The organism is Polaribacter sp. Q13 (assembly GCF_016858305.2).
GTDB lineage: Bacteria > Bacteroidota > Bacteroidia > Flavobacteriales > Flavobacteriaceae > Polaribacter.
Genome location: NZ_CP074436.1, coordinates 1,805,090 through 1,820,667 on the forward strand (window position 1 = coordinate 1,805,090; position 15,578 = coordinate 1,820,667).

At 31.7% G+C, this 15,578-nt stretch carries 12 protein-coding genes and 1 tRNA gene; 3 read left to right on the plus strand and 10 right to left on the minus strand.

What is annotated here, in order from left to right:
- The first annotated feature begins 9 nt into the window (after positions 1–9).
- The gene (locus tag JOP69_RS07535; protein WP_203394033.1) at positions 10–1,257 is read left to right on the plus strand and encodes an McrC family protein; all 1,248 of its coding nucleotides are present in this window, start codon (positions 10–12) and stop codon (positions 1,255–1,257) included.
- A 135-nt stretch (positions 1,258–1,392) separates the two neighbouring features.
- Here the strand turns inward: JOP69_RS07535 and JOP69_RS07540 are convergent, their stop codons facing one another.
- The 4 genes from JOP69_RS07540 to JOP69_RS07550 all read right to left on the minus strand — a co-directional run bounded on the left by JOP69_RS07540 (position 1,393) and on the right by JOP69_RS07550 (position 2,341).
- The gene (locus JOP69_RS07540) at positions 1,393–1,629 is read right to left on the minus strand and encodes a hypothetical protein (RefSeq protein ID WP_203394032.1); all 237 of its coding nucleotides are present in this window, start codon (positions 1,627–1,629) and stop codon (positions 1,393–1,395) included.
- Positions 1,630–1,734: 105 nt separating this feature from the next.
- The gene (locus JOP69_RS18805; RefSeq protein ID WP_203394031.1) at positions 1,735–1,917 is read right to left on the minus strand and encodes a hypothetical protein; all 183 of its coding nucleotides are present in this window, start codon (positions 1,915–1,917) and stop codon (positions 1,735–1,737) included.
- A gap of 9 nt (positions 1,918–1,926) precedes the next feature.
- Positions 1,927–2,058 (minus strand): hypothetical protein, encoded by a 132-nt coding sequence (locus JOP69_RS18720; protein WP_284041418.1) that lies wholly within the window; start codon positions 2,056–2,058, stop codon positions 1,927–1,929.
- 198 nt (positions 2,059–2,256) lie between these two features.
- A tRNA-Ser gene (locus tag JOP69_RS07550) sits at positions 2,257–2,341 on the minus strand.
- Positions 2,342–2,586: 245 nt separating this feature from the next.
- Here JOP69_RS07550 and aroC point away from each other — a divergent pair.
- Together aroC and JOP69_RS07560 are read left to right on the plus strand one after the other, a co-directional pair.
- Positions 2,587–3,651: a chorismate synthase gene (gene aroC / locus JOP69_RS07555; RefSeq protein WP_203394030.1), complete on the plus strand. Its 1,065-nt coding sequence runs from the start codon at positions 2,587–2,589 to the stop codon at positions 3,649–3,651.
- A gap of 24 nt (positions 3,652–3,675) precedes the next feature.
- Positions 3,676–5,160: a hypothetical protein gene (locus JOP69_RS07560; RefSeq protein ID WP_203394029.1), complete on the plus strand. Its 1,485-nt coding sequence runs from the start codon at positions 3,676–3,678 to the stop codon at positions 5,158–5,160.
- Positions 5,161–5,174: 14 nt separating this feature from the next.
- Here the strand turns inward: JOP69_RS07560 and JOP69_RS07565 are convergent, their stop codons facing one another.
- From JOP69_RS07565 to rplA, 6 genes are all read right to left on the minus strand, one after another.
- Complete coding sequence (locus JOP69_RS07565; protein WP_203394028.1) at positions 5,175–5,486, minus strand: DUF3467 domain-containing protein; 312 nt, start codon at positions 5,484–5,486, stop codon at positions 5,175–5,177.
- Positions 5,487–5,609: 123 nt separating this feature from the next.
- The gene (gene rpoC / locus JOP69_RS07570; RefSeq protein ID WP_203394027.1) at positions 5,610–9,884 is read right to left on the minus strand and encodes a DNA-directed RNA polymerase subunit beta'; all 4,275 of its coding nucleotides are present in this window, start codon (positions 9,882–9,884) and stop codon (positions 5,610–5,612) included.
- Between the two features lie 79 nt (positions 9,885–9,963).
- Positions 9,964–13,773, minus strand: coding sequence for a DNA-directed RNA polymerase subunit beta (gene rpoB, locus JOP69_RS07575; RefSeq protein ID WP_203394026.1), 3,810 nt, complete (start codon positions 13,771–13,773; stop codon positions 9,964–9,966).
- 147 nt (positions 13,774–13,920) lie between these two features.
- A complete protein-coding gene (rplL, locus tag JOP69_RS07580; RefSeq protein WP_203394025.1) occupies positions 13,921–14,295 on the minus strand; it encodes a 50S ribosomal protein L7/L12 in 375 nt (124 codons plus the stop codon).
- Between the two features lie 51 nt (positions 14,296–14,346).
- Positions 14,347–14,862, minus strand: coding sequence for a 50S ribosomal protein L10 (rplJ, locus tag JOP69_RS07585; RefSeq protein ID WP_203394024.1), 516 nt, complete (start codon positions 14,860–14,862; stop codon positions 14,347–14,349).
- A 19-nt stretch (positions 14,863–14,881) separates the two neighbouring features.
- A complete protein-coding gene (gene rplA / locus JOP69_RS07590) occupies positions 14,882–15,571 on the minus strand; it encodes a 50S ribosomal protein L1 (RefSeq protein ID WP_203394023.1) in 690 nt (229 codons plus the stop codon).
- Positions 15,572–15,578 lie beyond the last annotated feature (7 nt).

The following is a 15,578-nucleotide window of genomic DNA, read 5'->3' on the forward strand; positions in this document are numbered from 1 at the left end:
TGAATAGCATTGGTAAAACAGCATAAAATATCCGTTTTCGAACACCAAAAATTATACATTGGTACACAAGGTTTTAAACAAACGCATTTAGATGCGCTTTTAAAACTAAACGAATACCATGATGGCAATTATTTTGAACCTATAGCAAAAGGGATTCGATTTAATCAATATGTTGGCGTTATTCAGGTTGATGGTTTGATTATAGAGATTAATCCAAAAGCAGATAAAGATGATGAAGATTACAAGTGGAAAGGTGTTTTATTAAAAATGCTGAAAGCTTGTGGAAAAATTAAAGCAGATTCCTCTGGAGATGCAAATGTAAAAAGACAACATCTTAATTTATTAGAAATCTATTTTGAATTGTACTTAAAAGAAGTAGAAATCTTGGTTCGAAAAGGTTTCATCAAACAATATAGAAAACAAACTAAAAATACAAAAGCACTAAAAGGAAAGCTAGAATTTGCAGGAAACATAAGACATAATATCGTTCATAAAGAACGTTTTTATACAACGCATCAAGTGTATGATAGCAACCATTTTTTACATCAAGTATTGTACAAAGCGTTAACTATTGTAAGTCAATTTACAAAAGGCACAAGATTGCAAGACTCAACAAATAGAGTTCTGTTAAGTTTTCCTGAAGTAGATACCAAAACCATTACCGCAAAACAGTTAAATACAATTATATTAAACAGAAAATCGAATAGCTATAAACCTGCCTTAGTTTTAGCACGATTGATTATTTTAAATTACTCTCCAGATATTGCGAGCGGAAAAGAAAAAATGTTGTCTTTATTGTTTGACATGAATCAACTTTGGGAAGAATATGTTTTAAAACAACTCCAAAAAGCGTCTGAAGGAACAGATATTAAAGTTTCAGGACAAGAATCAAAATCATTTTGGGGAGCCAATAGTTTAAGACCTGATATTGTTTTAAGAAAAGGGAATCAAACCTACATTATAGACACCAAATGGAAACGACCTCAAAAAAGTTCTGCTTCTGTAAGTGATTTACGTCAAATGTATGCCTATTGTCGTTTTTGGGATGCAGAGAAAGCCGTTTTATTGTATCCTGGAGAAACATCTGAAAATAAATTTAAATCGTACTTAACGGATGATTACTCAATCCATAGTGAAGAACCTAAAGAAATTGATCATCAATGTAAAATGGGGTTTGTTTCTGTTTTAGATAATGATGGTAATCTTAGAAATAACATTGCTACTGATATTTTAAAGTTATTGGATTTTGAGGAATAAACCAAAACGTTGAGAACTAAAAAAATTCCCGTAAAAAGATTTTAAATACTATTCAAAAAAACAAGTAGATATTATCAAAGTAATAAGGTGTTTTTTAAAGCTTTTCGTCCTTCTATCTATCTTTATTTCTTCATATTAATATTCGTCATATTCTTTTTTTGTAATTATCTTACCTCCTATTTCTGTTTCTAAAGCCAAGTTTGTGGTTTTGTCTATTTCATATTCATTAGATTTAATAATTTTAGTTTTAGCAATACACTTGTAGCTGTTTTTAATTGGTACTAATTTAATTACTATTTCTTCAAATTCATTTAGCAAATAAACTATTTCGTTCTTTTTTAACTTTTCAGAGATGTATTTTAAATTACTCATCTATAAATTTTTTAATTATTTCAGCTACCAATGTCCAACTATAGTTGATACATGATTAAATTAGCAATTGATTTAATCATATAAACTTAGCTAAAACTTATTAATTTATCTTTTTTTTAGAGAATATTTTATGGCTTCTTGTTCTAATTCATCCATTGTACGTATTTTATTTTCTAGCACCCCATTATCAATTAATTCCTTTTCAAAATATAACTTTTTACCTTTTTTTGAATGAGGTATATTTTTAGAATGAGTATATTTATAAATACATGATTTAGATAAACTCAAATAGGATGATCATTGAGTAATATCCATAACTTTAGAATGAACAGGAATTAACTCATTAAACCCCATATATGATTCTATTTTAAGTAATAAAAGCTCAATTCGATCTAATCTTTCATTTAAAATTTCAAAAGGATTTTCCATATGTGTCTTTTTAAGATAAAGTTATAGTCAAACAATACGATAATTTATATCAATTGTTTTTTTACAAAATAGTAGAATAAAGATAAAATACAGGAAAAATAAATAATAAAATAAAGGGAAGCTAATAAAGGAACTGTCAACTCAACTGTCAACTTAAAAAATAAACCCTTGATAATCAGCTGATTATCAAGGGTTTTGCGGAGAAAGAGGGATTCGAACCCCCGGACCTGTTACAGTCAATAGTTTTCAAGACTACCGCATTCGACCGCTCTGCCATTTCTCCAGTGTGTCTCATCAGGTTTACCCTGAATGCGGCTGCAAATATATAAACATTTTTTAGTTTTCAAAAAGAAAAAGTGAATTATTTTTAATTATTTTTGAATATCATTCATTCATATCTCTATCTCCTTATAAATCAAGTATTACAAACAATATATTTTTTTTAGAAATCATTACAAAACTTACTGAATCTAGAATTCTTGCAACCTAGTTTGTTATATTTGCATTCATTATTCTAATTATATAATTATGTCATTTAATTCCTTTGGAAATTTATTAAAAGTAACAACGTATGGAGAATCTCATGGAACTGCTATTGGTGGTGTTATAGATGGTTTCCCTGCCGGATTAGAGCTCGATTTTGAAGCCATTCAAAATGAGTTAGATAGACGTAAACCTGGGCAATCTAAAATAGTTACTCAGCGTAAAGAACCAGATACAGTTGAATTTCTTTCGGGAATCTTTGAAGGAAAAACAACAGGTACTTCTATTGGTTTTATTATTAGAAACACCAATCAGAAATCTAAAGATTACAATCACAATACCAATGTGTACAGACCTTCTCATGCAGACTTTACGTATGATAAGAAGTTTGGAAATAGAGATTATAGAGGTGGTGGAAGAAGTTCTGCCCGTGAAACGGCCAATTGGGTAGTTGCTGGTGCTTTGGCTAAACAGCTAATTACTAGCATGAATATCAATGCTTTTACATCTTCTGTTGGAGATATTTTTATAGACAAACCATATCAAGATTTAGATTTTTCTAAAACTGAAAGTAATATTGTGCGTTGTCCGGATGAAGTTTCTGCAGAAAAAATGATTACAAAAATACAAGAAATCAGAAAAGCAGGAGATACTATTGGTGGTACCGTAACTTGTGTTGCCCAAAATGTACCTGTAGGTTTAGGAGAACCAATTTTTCAAAAATTACATGCGCAATTAGGTAGTGCGATGTTATCTATAAATGCCGTAAAAGGTTTTGAATTTGGAAGCGGTTTTTGTGGTGCAAAAATGAAAGGCTCAGAACACAACGACATCTTTAACGAAGATGGTTCTACACAATCTAATTTATCTGGAGGTATACAAGGCGGAATTAGTAATGGTATGGATATCTACTTTAGAGTCGCTTTTAAGCCTGTTGCAACCATTATGAGTTCTCAACAGACTATTAACTCAGAATATGAAATTACAGAGATTACAGGTAAAGGAAGACATGATCCTTGTGTTGTACCTAGAGCTGTACCTATTGTAGAAGCAATGACTGCTTTGGTTTTAGCGGATTTTTGGTTGATTAATAAATCTAGGAAATTATAATTATTAAGTAAATTTAATATTTATATGGATTTTAAATTTACTTGGCAAAAAAAGTTTTTCTTCATAGCATTAATTTTTTATACTTTAACAGCTTATTTTAGCGTTGGGTATTTTAATCCTGATGAACACTATCAGATCATCGAATTTTCGGGGATATTAGATGGTAACAATACACCTCAAGATCTTCCCTGGGAGTATTCTAAACAAATTAGGTCTAGTATTCAACCATTCTTAGCATTTCTAATATTTAAAATATCAAGCTTTTTCTCAATATCAGATCCTTATTCAAAAGCACTTACTTTAAGGCTATTAAGTGCTGTTGTAGTTCTTTTATTTATCAACAACTTTATAAGCGAAGCAAAAAAATTAATCAGGACCAGCAACTGGATAGTTTTTTATTTTTTAAGTTATTTTCTCTGGTTTCTACCTTTTATTAATGTTAGATTTTCATCAGAAACTTGGTCTGGATTGCTTTTTTTATTTGGAATTACAATAATTCTAAAAAATAAAAAAAACTATTATCATTATCTTTTTTTAGGTTTAATTTTTGGTTCTAGTTTTTTATTTAGATATCAAATAGCTTTTGCTATTTTAGGAGTTATATTCTGGCTAATCTTTATTAGAAAAGAGAAATTAAATAAAATTATAATAATCCTTTTAGGTATTCTATTTACAGTTTTTCTAGGAATACTATTAGATTCCTGGTTTTATGGAGAACTAACCATTGCACCTTATAATTACTTTGTAGAAAATATTATAAATAACAAGGCTGCTGAATTTGGTGTATCTCCTTGGTACTTTTATATTGTTCTAATTCTATTTTATGCACTTTTACCAATAGGAATTCTTTTAATTTCTTCAACTATCATTTTCACATACCATAAAAAAACAAGTCTTATTACTTGGGCAATAATTCCTTTTTTAATTATTCATTCTTTAGTATCTCATAAAGAAATACGCTTTCTTTTTCCATTAATTAATTTCGCCCCAATTATATTAATCGTAGCTTATGAATACATAATAGAGAAGAAGTGGTTTATTAAAAATAAAAAATGTTTAAATATTAGTCTAATTCTAATTTTATTATTGAATGTTTTTGGGCTAATTTTCGCCAATACAAGAGCTGCTGGAGAAGGAAGAGCTGGTATTGTGTCCAAAATACATCAACTTAATAATAGAGAAAACCTTAATATTTATGTAACAGATGATTTTTACCCTAAGTATCTATGGTCTCTGAATGCTAATTTTTATAAAGAAAAAAATGCAAAATTCATCAACATAGAAAAAGACAAATACCAATCTATTTTTAGTACTGATAAAAATACTACAAACGTATTAATTCTTTCTATTAATGATTTAGAAAATGAGAAGTTAAAAGAAATACAATCTGAAACAAATATGGTTATAATAAAAAAAACATTTCCAAATTTGTTATTCTCTCTATTTAAAAAAGTTAATTTAGGTAATAAAGTGTTTGTACTTTACGCAAATAAAAAAGCGAAACTTTAAAGTTTCGCTTTTTTTTATGCCTGTCCCGTTGGTCCAAAATTCATTGGAATTGGAGGTTGCTCGTAATCCTTAATTTCACCATGTTGCTCCTCAAATTTTCTAACATTATCTGCTAAAGCTTGTGTTAAGCGTTTGGCGTGTTGTGGTGTTAGTATAATTCTAGATTTTACTTTTGCTTTTGGCACTCCTGGCATGATATTAATAAAATCTACAATAAATTCTGACATAGAGTGGTTGATAATTGCCAAGTTAGAATAGGTTCCTTCCGCAATTACTTGATCTAATTCAATATTTATTTGTCCGTCTTTGTTTTGATTTTCTTCCATAATTTATAGTGTGTATTTATTAATGTATAAAAGTTATAAAAAGAAAAAAGTTGAACTGAATAGTGTAATTAACTTACAGTAAACAATTCAACTTTTAAACTCTTAAACGTTTACACGTTATATTTAGAAACTTTTTTCTATTTCGTCTTTAGGACCAACTAGAATCTTTTCATAAGCTCTCATACCCGTACCTGCTGGAATTCTCTTACCAACAATTACATTTTCTTTTAAGCCTTCTAATGTATCTATTTTACCACTTACAGCAGCCTCGTTTAATACTTTTGTAGTCTCTTGGAAAGAAGCTGCAGAAATAAACGATTTTGTTTGTAGTGATGCTCTTGTAATACCTTGTAACACTTGTTCTGCTGTTGCAGGTTTAGCATCTCTTGCTTCTACTAAGTTTTGATCATTTCTTCTTAACAAAGAATTTTCATCTCTTAATTGACGTGCAGAAATAATTTGACCTGGTTTTAAGTTTTCAGAATCTCCAGCATCTTCAACCACTTTCATTCCAAAAATTTCATCATTATCTTTGATAAAGTCAATCTTATGAATTAATTGATTCTCTAAGAATAAAGTATCTCCAGAATCTATAATTTTAACTTTACGCATCATTTGACGAACAACAACTTCGAAATGTTTGTCGTTAATTTTTACACCCTGTAAACGATATACTTCTTGTATTTCATTTACTAAGTACATTTGCACTGCAGAAGGCCCTTGAATTCTTAAAATATCTGAAGGAGTTGTAGCTCCGTCTGATAACGGCATACCCGCTTTAATAAAGTCATTTTCTTGAACTAAAATCTGATTAGAAAGTTTTACTAAATACTTGCTAATATCTCCAGTTTTAGATTCTACGATAATTTCTCTATTACCACGTTTAATTTTACCGAAAGAAACAACACCATCAATCTCAGAAACAACAGATGGGTTAGAAGGATTACGTGCTTCGAATAACTCTGTTACACGTGGTAAACCTCCTGTAATATCCCCAGCTTTACCAGATTTTCTTGGTATTTTAACTAAAGTATGACCTGTCTCTACTTTCTCTCCATCAGTTACCATTAAGTGTGCACCTAAAGGTAAACTATATGAACGTAAAGCATTACCGTCTTTATCTTCTACTATTAAAGATGGAATGATTTTCTTGTTCTTAGAATCAATCATTACAATCTCTTGGAAACCTGTTTGCTCATCAACTTCTACAGAGTAGTTAATACCTTGAAATAGATTATCAAACTTCACTTTTCCTTCAAACTCAGAAACAATAACCCCGTTAAATGGATCCCATTGTACAATTACATCTCCCTTTTTAATAGATTTACGCTCTTTATCAAAGATAATAGAACCGTAAGGTATAATATTTGTACTTTGAGTAATTCCGGTTTTCTTGTCTATAATCTTAATTTCTGCTGTTCTAGAAATTACAATTTCAACCTCTTTACCATCATTGTCTTTACCAACAACTGTGCGTAAATCGTCAATTACAACTTTACCGTCAAACTTAGCAATTAATTTATTTTCTTCAGAAATATTACCTGCAACCCCACCAACGTGGAATGTACGCAATGTTAACTGTGTACCAGGTTCTCCAATAGATTGTGCTGCAATTACACCAACTGCTTCACCAATTTGAACTTTGTTAAGCGTAGATAAACTCTGTCCGTAACATTTTGCACAAATACCTCTAGTAGATTCACAAGTTAATGCAGATCTAACTTCTACAGTATCAATTCCAGACTTCTCAACAGCCATTGCCAATTGATAAGTAATTGGTTGATTCGCTTTTAAAAGAAGCTCTTCTGTTAAAGGATGATAAACATCGTTTAAAGAAACTCTACCTTCAATTCTTTCAGATAAAGGTTCTACAATCTCATCATTTTTCTTTAAAGGAGTTACTTCTAAACCTCTAAGTGTACCACAATCCTCTTCGTTTACAATAACATCTTGAGAAACATCTACCAATCTACGTGTTAAGTAACCAGCATCTGCCGTTTTTAAGGCGGTATCTGCAAGTCCCTTACGTGCACCGTGAGTAGAAATAAAGTATTCTAGAATTGATAAACCTTCCTTAAAGTTAGAAAGAATCGGATTCTCAATAATTTCTCCACCACCTGCAGTAGATTTTTTAGGTTTTGCCATTAATCCACGCATACCTGTTAACTGACGAATTTGTTCTTTAGAACCCCTTGCACCAGAATCAAGCATCATGTATACTGAGTTGAAACCTTGTTGATCTTCACGTAAACGTTTCATAGATAATTCAGTTAAATCATTATTGGTTCTACCCCAAATATCAATTACCTGATTGTAACGCTCTTTTTGCGTTAACATACCCATGTTATAATTTCCTACAATGATATCTACCTCTTTATTGGCTTCATCAATCATAGATTGTTTTTCTTTAGGAATAATAATATCCCCTAATGAGAATGATAAACCACCTTGGAAGGCAAATTTATATCCCATATTTTTTATATTATCTAAGAATTCTCCTGTAGTAGGAATGTTAGTCGCTTTTAAAATACCACCAATAATTCCACGTAAGTTTTTCTTAGTTAAAACTTCATTAATATAACCTGCAGCAGGAGGAACAACTTCGTTAAATAAAACTCTACCAACAGTAGTTTTTATAATTTTTCTAACTTGTTCTCCATTTTCATCTACATCATAAGTTCTAACTTTAATTCCAGCATTTAAGTCTACCATTTCTTCGTTAAAAGCAATCGTAACTTCTTCTGGTGAATAAAAAGTTAAACCTTCTCCTTTAATATGAACTTCTGGAGTAGAAATTCTTTCTTTAGTCATATAATATAAACCAAGTACCATATCCTGAGAAGGTACCGTAACTGGAGCACCATTTGCAGGGTTTAAGATATTATGAGAAGCCAACATTAATAATTGTGCTTCTAAAATAGCTTCTGGTCCTAATGGCAAGTGAACTGCCATTTGATCCCCATCAAAATCCGCATTAAATGCAGAACATGCAAGTGGATGTAAACGAATAGCTTTCCCCTCAATTAACTTTGGTTGAAAAGCTTGTATACCAAGTCTGTGTAATGTAGGAGCTCTGTTTAATAAAACTGGATGTCCTTTAATTACATTTTCTAAAATATCCCAAACAACTGGTTCTTTTCTATCTATTATTTTCTTTGCAGATTTTACTGTTTTTACAATTCCTCTTTCAATTAGCTTTCTAATAACAAAAGGTTTGTAAAGTTCAGCTGCCATATCTTTTGGCAATCCACACTCAGATAATCTCATTTCTGGTCCAACAACAATTACAGAACGCGCAGAATAATCAACACGCTTTCCTAATAAATTCTGACGGAAACGTCCTTGTTTACCTTTTAATGAATCTGATAAAGATTTTAAAGGTCTGTTAGATTCAGTTTTTACTGCAGATGATTTACGTGTGTTATCAAATAAAGAATCTACAGATTCTTGTAACATACGTTTCTCATTACGTAAAATAACTTCTGGAGCTTTTATCTCAACCAATCTTTTTAAACGATTGTTTCTAATAATAACTCTTCTATATAAATCATTTAAATCTGAAGTTGCAAAACGACCACCATCTAAAGGAACTAAAGGTCTTAATTCTGGTGGAATAACTGGTATAGCTTTCATAATCATCCATTCTGGATGATTCTCTCTATTTTTTTGAGAGTCTCTAAATGCTTCAACAACATTTAAACGCTTTAATGCTTCCGTTTTACGTTGTTTAGACGTCTCAGTGTTTGCTTTATGTCTTAATTCAAAAGACAACCCATCTAAATCGATACGTGCTAATAAATCAATTAAACATTCAGCACCCATTTTAGCGATAAACTTATTTGGGTCAGTATCATCTAAATATTGGTTATCTTGTGGTAACTCATCAGCAATATCTAAATATTCTTCTTCCGTTAAGAAATCCATTTTTTGTAATGGTTCTCCTTCCACATTCTTAGCAATACCCGGCTGAATTACTACATAACGTTCGTAGTAAATAATCATATCTAACTTCTTAGATGGTAAACCTAAAAGGTATCCCATTTTGTTAGGTAATGATCTAAAATACCATATATGAGCAACAGGCACTACCAAATTGATATGCCCTACTCTATCTCTACGTACTTTCTTTTCAGTAACTTCTACACCACATCTATCACAAACGATACCTTTGTAGCGAATTCTTTTGTACTTTCCACAAGCACATTCATAATCCTTTACAGGACCAAAAATACGCTCACAAAATAAACCATCTCTTTCTGGTTTGTGCGTACGGTAATTTATAGTTTCTGGTTTTAAAACTTCACCTTTAGAAATTTCTAAAATAGCTTCTGGTGATGATAAACCAATTGAGATTTTGTTAAACTTTTTTACAGTGTATTTCTCTTGTTTTCTTGCCATGTCTTTTGATAAGTATTCAGTTGGCAGTATTCAGTTTTCAGTAACAAAATTGCTACTGAAAACTGGTTACTGAAAAAATTTATTCTTCTAATCTAACGTCTAAACCTAAACCTTTAAGTTCATGCATTAATACGTTAAATGACTCTGGTAAACCTGGTTCTGGCATAGCTTCACCTTTCACAATACTTTCGTATGTTTTAGCTCTTCCCATTACATCATCCGATTTCACAGTTAAGATTTCTCTTAAGATACTTGATGCACCATAAGCCTCAAGTGCCCAAACTTCCATCTCTCCAAAACGCTGACCTCCAAATTGTGCTTTACCACCTAAAGGTTGTTGTGTAATTAATGAATATGGTCCTATAGAACGAGCGTGCATTTTATCATCAATCATGTGTCCTAACTTAATCATATAAATGATACCCACCGTTGCTGGTTGATCGAAACGCTTTCCTGTTCCACCATCATATAAATAAGTATGACCAAATCTAGGTACACCTGCTGTATCTGTAATCTCATTAATCTGATCTAAAGACGCTCCATCAAAAATTGGTGTTGCATATTTAGTCCCTAATTTTTGACCTGCCCAACCAAGAACAGTTTCATAAATCTGACCAATGTTCATACGAGATGGTACCCCTAATGGATTTAATACGATGTCTACTGGAGTTCCGTCTTCTAAGAAAGGCATATCTTCTGCTCTTACAATACGAGCAACAATACCTTTATTACCATGACGTCCTGCCATTTTATCACCAACTTTTAATTTACGTTTCTTAGCGATGTAAATTTTAGCTAGTTTTAAAATTCCTGCAGGTAATTCATCCCCTACAGAGATTGTAAATTTTTGACGACGTAAAGAACCTTGTAAATCATTTACTTTAATTTTGTAGTTGTGAACTAATTCACCTACTAAATTATTTAATTCTTTATCTGTTGTCCAAGAACCTGTTAAATGCACATAATCATCCACAGAGTTTAACATTTTAAGCGTATACTTTTTACCTTTTGGTAAAACTTCTTCCCCTAAATCATTAAAAACTCCCTGTGACGTTTTACCACTAATAAGTAAAAACAATTTATCTATTAAAACATCTTTTAAACCTTCGAATTTAGATACAAAAGAAGCTTCTAATTTACCAACTGCTTCTTTATCTCTTAACCTCTTGTTTTTATCCTTAACAGCTCTTCTAAATAACTTTTTATCAATTACTACACCATGTAATGATGGAGAAGCTTTTAATGATGCATCTTTTACATCACCTGCTTTATCACCAAATATAGCACGTAATAATTTTTCTTCCGGAGTAGGATCAGATTCACCTTTAGGAGTAATTTTACCAATTAAAATATCTCCAGGATGAACTTCTGCTCCAATACGGATCATACCATTCTCATCTAAATCTTTAGTAGCTTCTTCAGAAACATTAGGAATATCATTAGTTAACTCTTCAGTTCCCAATTTTGTATCTCTTACGTCTAAAGAATACTCATCAATATGAATAGATGTAAATATATCTTCACGAACAACTTTTTCAGAAATTACAATCGCATCCTCAAAGTTATACCCTTTCCAAGGCATAAAGGCTACTTTCATATTTCTTCCTAAAGCTAATTCTCCTTTTTGTGTTGCATAACCTTCACAAAGAACTTGTCCTTCTTCTACTCTATCCCCTTTTTCTACAATTGGTTTTAGGTTGATGTTTGTTCCTTGATTCGTTTTTCTAAATTTAATTAAGTTATAAGAAACTTCATCAGATTCAAAACTTACAAGTTTTTCTTCCTCTGTTCTATCATACTTAATTGTAATTCTATTTGCATCTACATAAGTTACCTCACCAGCTCCTTCTGCATTGATTAAAATACGAGAATCTTTTGCAACTCTACGTTCTAACCCTGTACCTACAATTGGAGATTCCGGTCTTAATAATGGAACTGCCTGACGCATCATGTTAGATCCCATCAATGCTCTATTCGCATCATCATGTTCCAAGAAAGGAATTAAAGATGCAGAAATCGATGCAATTTGATTTGGTGCAACATCCATATAATCAATCTCAATTGGATTCACCACAGGGAAATCACCACCTTCACGAGCAATCACTCTTTCAGCAACAAAACTTCCGTCTTCATTTAATTCTAAGTTAGATTGAGCAAATTTCATTCCCTCTTCTTCCTCAGCACTTAAATAGGTAGGTTCTACTGTTTCTACAACACCCTCATTCACTTTTCTATACGGAGTCTCAATAAATCCTAAATTATTCACTTTTGCAAATACAGAAAGTGAAGAAATTAAACCAATATTTGGTCCCTCAGGAGTTTCAATCGGACATAAACGTCCGTAGTGAGTATAGTGAACATCACGTACCTCAAAACCAGCTCTTTCTCTAGATAAACCACCAGGTCCAAGTGCAGATAATCTACGCTTATGTGTAATCTCTGCTAATGGATTCGTTTGATCCATAAACTGAGATAATTGGTTGGTACCAAAGAATGAATTAATTACAGATGATAATGTTTTTGCATTAATCAAATCGATAGGTGTAAACACCTCGTTATCACGCACATTCATACGTTCACGAATTGTTCTAGCCATACGTGCTAAACCAACACCAAACTGACTAGCTAATTGTTCTCCAACAGTTCTTACACGTCTATTAGATAAGTGATCAATATCATCTACCTCCGCTTTAGAATTGATTAACTCAATTAAATATTTTATAATAGTAATAATATCTAATTTTGTTAATACCTTTTGGTCAATCGGTTCATTTAACTGAAGTTTAGTGTTCATTCTAAAACGACCAACTTCACCCAAATTATATCTTTGTTCAGAAAAGAATAACTTATCTATAATACCTCTTGCAGTCTCCTCATCTGGCGGTTCTGCATTACGTAATTGTCTATAAATATGCTCTACTGCTTCTTTTTCAGAATTGGTAGGATCTTTCTGTAATGTATTATGAATAATAGCATAATCTGCCATATCGTTATCTACTTTATGTAGTAAAACGGTTTTAGCACCTGCTTCTATTATTTCATCAATGTGTTCTTTTTCTAAAATAGTATCACGATCAAAAATAATTTCATTTCTTTCGATTGATACAACTTCTCCAGTATCTTCATCCACAAAATCTTCATGCCAAGTTTTTAAAACTCTAGCAGCCAATTTGCGACCTAATACTTTTTTTAATCCAGCTTTTGAAACCTTCACCTCTTCTGCAAGGTCAAAAATCTCTAAAATATCTTTATCTCTTTCAAAACCGATGGCTCTGAATAATGTTGTTACTGGTAATTTTTTCTTTCTATCAATATAAGCATACATTACTTGATTGATGTCGGTAGCAAATTCTATCCAAGAACCTTTAAAAGGAATTACCCTAGCTGAATATAATTTTGTACCATTTGCATGGAAAGATTGTCCAAAGAATACACCAGGAGACCTGTGTAATTGAGAAACTACAACACGTTCTGCACCATTTATTACAAAGGTACCAGAGTTAGTCATATAAGGTATTGTACCAAGATAAACATCTTGAACAATAGTTTCGAAATCTTCATGTTCTGGATCTGTACAGTACAATTTTAGACGTGCCTTTAAAGGGACACTGTGCGTTAAACCTCTCTCAATACATTCTTGTATAGAATATCTTGGTGGGTCTACGAAGTAATCTAAAAATTCTAAAACGAATTGATTTCTTGTATCTGTAATTGGAAAGTTATCCATGAAGGTTTTGTACAAACCTTCTTCACCTCTTTCTTCTGCCTTAGTTTGAAGTTGGAAAAAATCTTGGAAAGATTTTACCTGAATATCCAAAAAATCTGGATATTCCTTAATCATTTGAGAAGTAGCGAAGTTGATTCTTTCAGTAGTGTTTTTCGTTGCCAAAAGAGAATATTTTTTTGATTAAAATCTGAAATAAAAATAAAAAACGAATATATACACAAAATGGTTTAGGTCTAAAAACGTTAGTTCTTAGTACCTAAACCTAAATTTGTTTTCCCGTTTCGAATACTCGAACTCGGGACAAAATGCTTACTTAAGCTCTACCTCAGCTCCAGCTTCTTCTAAAGATTTTTTAAGACCTTCAGCCTCATCTTTAGATACACCTTCTTTTACTGCTGCTGGTGCGCTATCTACGATACCTTTAGCTTCTTTTAATCCTAAACCAGTTAATTCTTTAACTAATTTTACAACTGCTAATTTAGAAGAACCTGCTGCTGTTAAGATAACATCAAATTCAGTTTGCTCATCTGCTGCGTCTTCTCCTGCTGCTGCTGGACCTGCTACTGCTACTGCTGCTGCTGCTGGCTCAATACCATATTCATCTTTTAAAATAGTAGCTAATTCATTAACTTCTTTTACTGTTAAGTTAACTAATTGCTCTGCGAAATCTTTTAATTCTGCCATTTTAATTTTGTTTTAAAAATTTTGTTTATTATAGTTTATTTGTGCGCGTAATTATTTTTCAGATAATGTTTTAATAATACCTGAAAGTGTTTGTCCACCAGACTGTAATGCTGAAATAACATTTTTAGCTGGAGACTGTAATAATCCAATGATTTCTCCAATTAACTCTTCTCTAGATTTAATATCTACTAAAGCACCTAATTGATCATCTCCGATATATACAGATTCTTCTGCAAATGCACCTTTTAATAAAGGTATACTTCCTTTCTTTCTGAAATCTTTGATTAATTTTGCTGGCGCATTTGCTGCTTCAGCAATCATCATTGATGTATTACCTTTTAATACTGTTGGTAAGTCTCCAAAATCTTTATCTGAAGCTTCCATTGCTTTTGCAAGTAATGTATTCTTAACAACTGATAACTGAACTCCTGCTTTAAAACAAGCTCTACGTAAATTAGAGGTAGTTTGAGCATCTAAGCCAGAAATATCTGCTAAATATAATGTGTTAGTTCCTGCTAATACTGCTGTTAAATCTTGTATTACTTGTGATTTCTCTTCTCTAGTCATAATTATAAGTTTTAACGTATTAAACAGCTTTCACCTCAACAGCAATACTAGGACTCATAGTACTAGACATAAAAACGCTTTTTACATACGTTCCTTTTGCAGTTGTTGGTTTCAACTTAATAATTGTTTGAATTAACTCGTTTGCATTTTCTTCAATTTTCTTAGCATCAAAAGATACTTTTCCAATTGCTGCATGAACGATACCAGTTTTATCAACTTTAAAATCGATTTTACCGGCTTTTACATCTGTAACAGCTTTTGCAACATCCATTGTTACGGTACCAGTCTTTGGATTTGGCATTAAACCTCTAGGACCTAAAATTCTTCCTAAAGGACCTAATTTACCCATAACACTTGGCATCGTAATAATTACGTCTACATCTGTCCATCCTCCTTTAATTTTTTGAAGGTACTCATCTAACCCAACATAATCTGCACCTGCTGCTGTAGCTTCTGCTTCTTTATCTGGAGTTACTAATGCTAAAACTTTTACATCTTTACCTGTTCCGTGTGGTAATGTTACAACACCACGAACCATTTGATTTGCTTTACGAGGATCTACTCCTAAACGTATAGCTAAATCTACTGATGCATCAAACTTTACATTAGTAATGTCTTTGACTAGCGCTGAAGCTGCTGCTAAATCATAAGACTTAGAGCTATCTACCTTTGCGTAAGCTTCTTTTTGCTTTTTTGTTAATTTTGCCATTTTACTA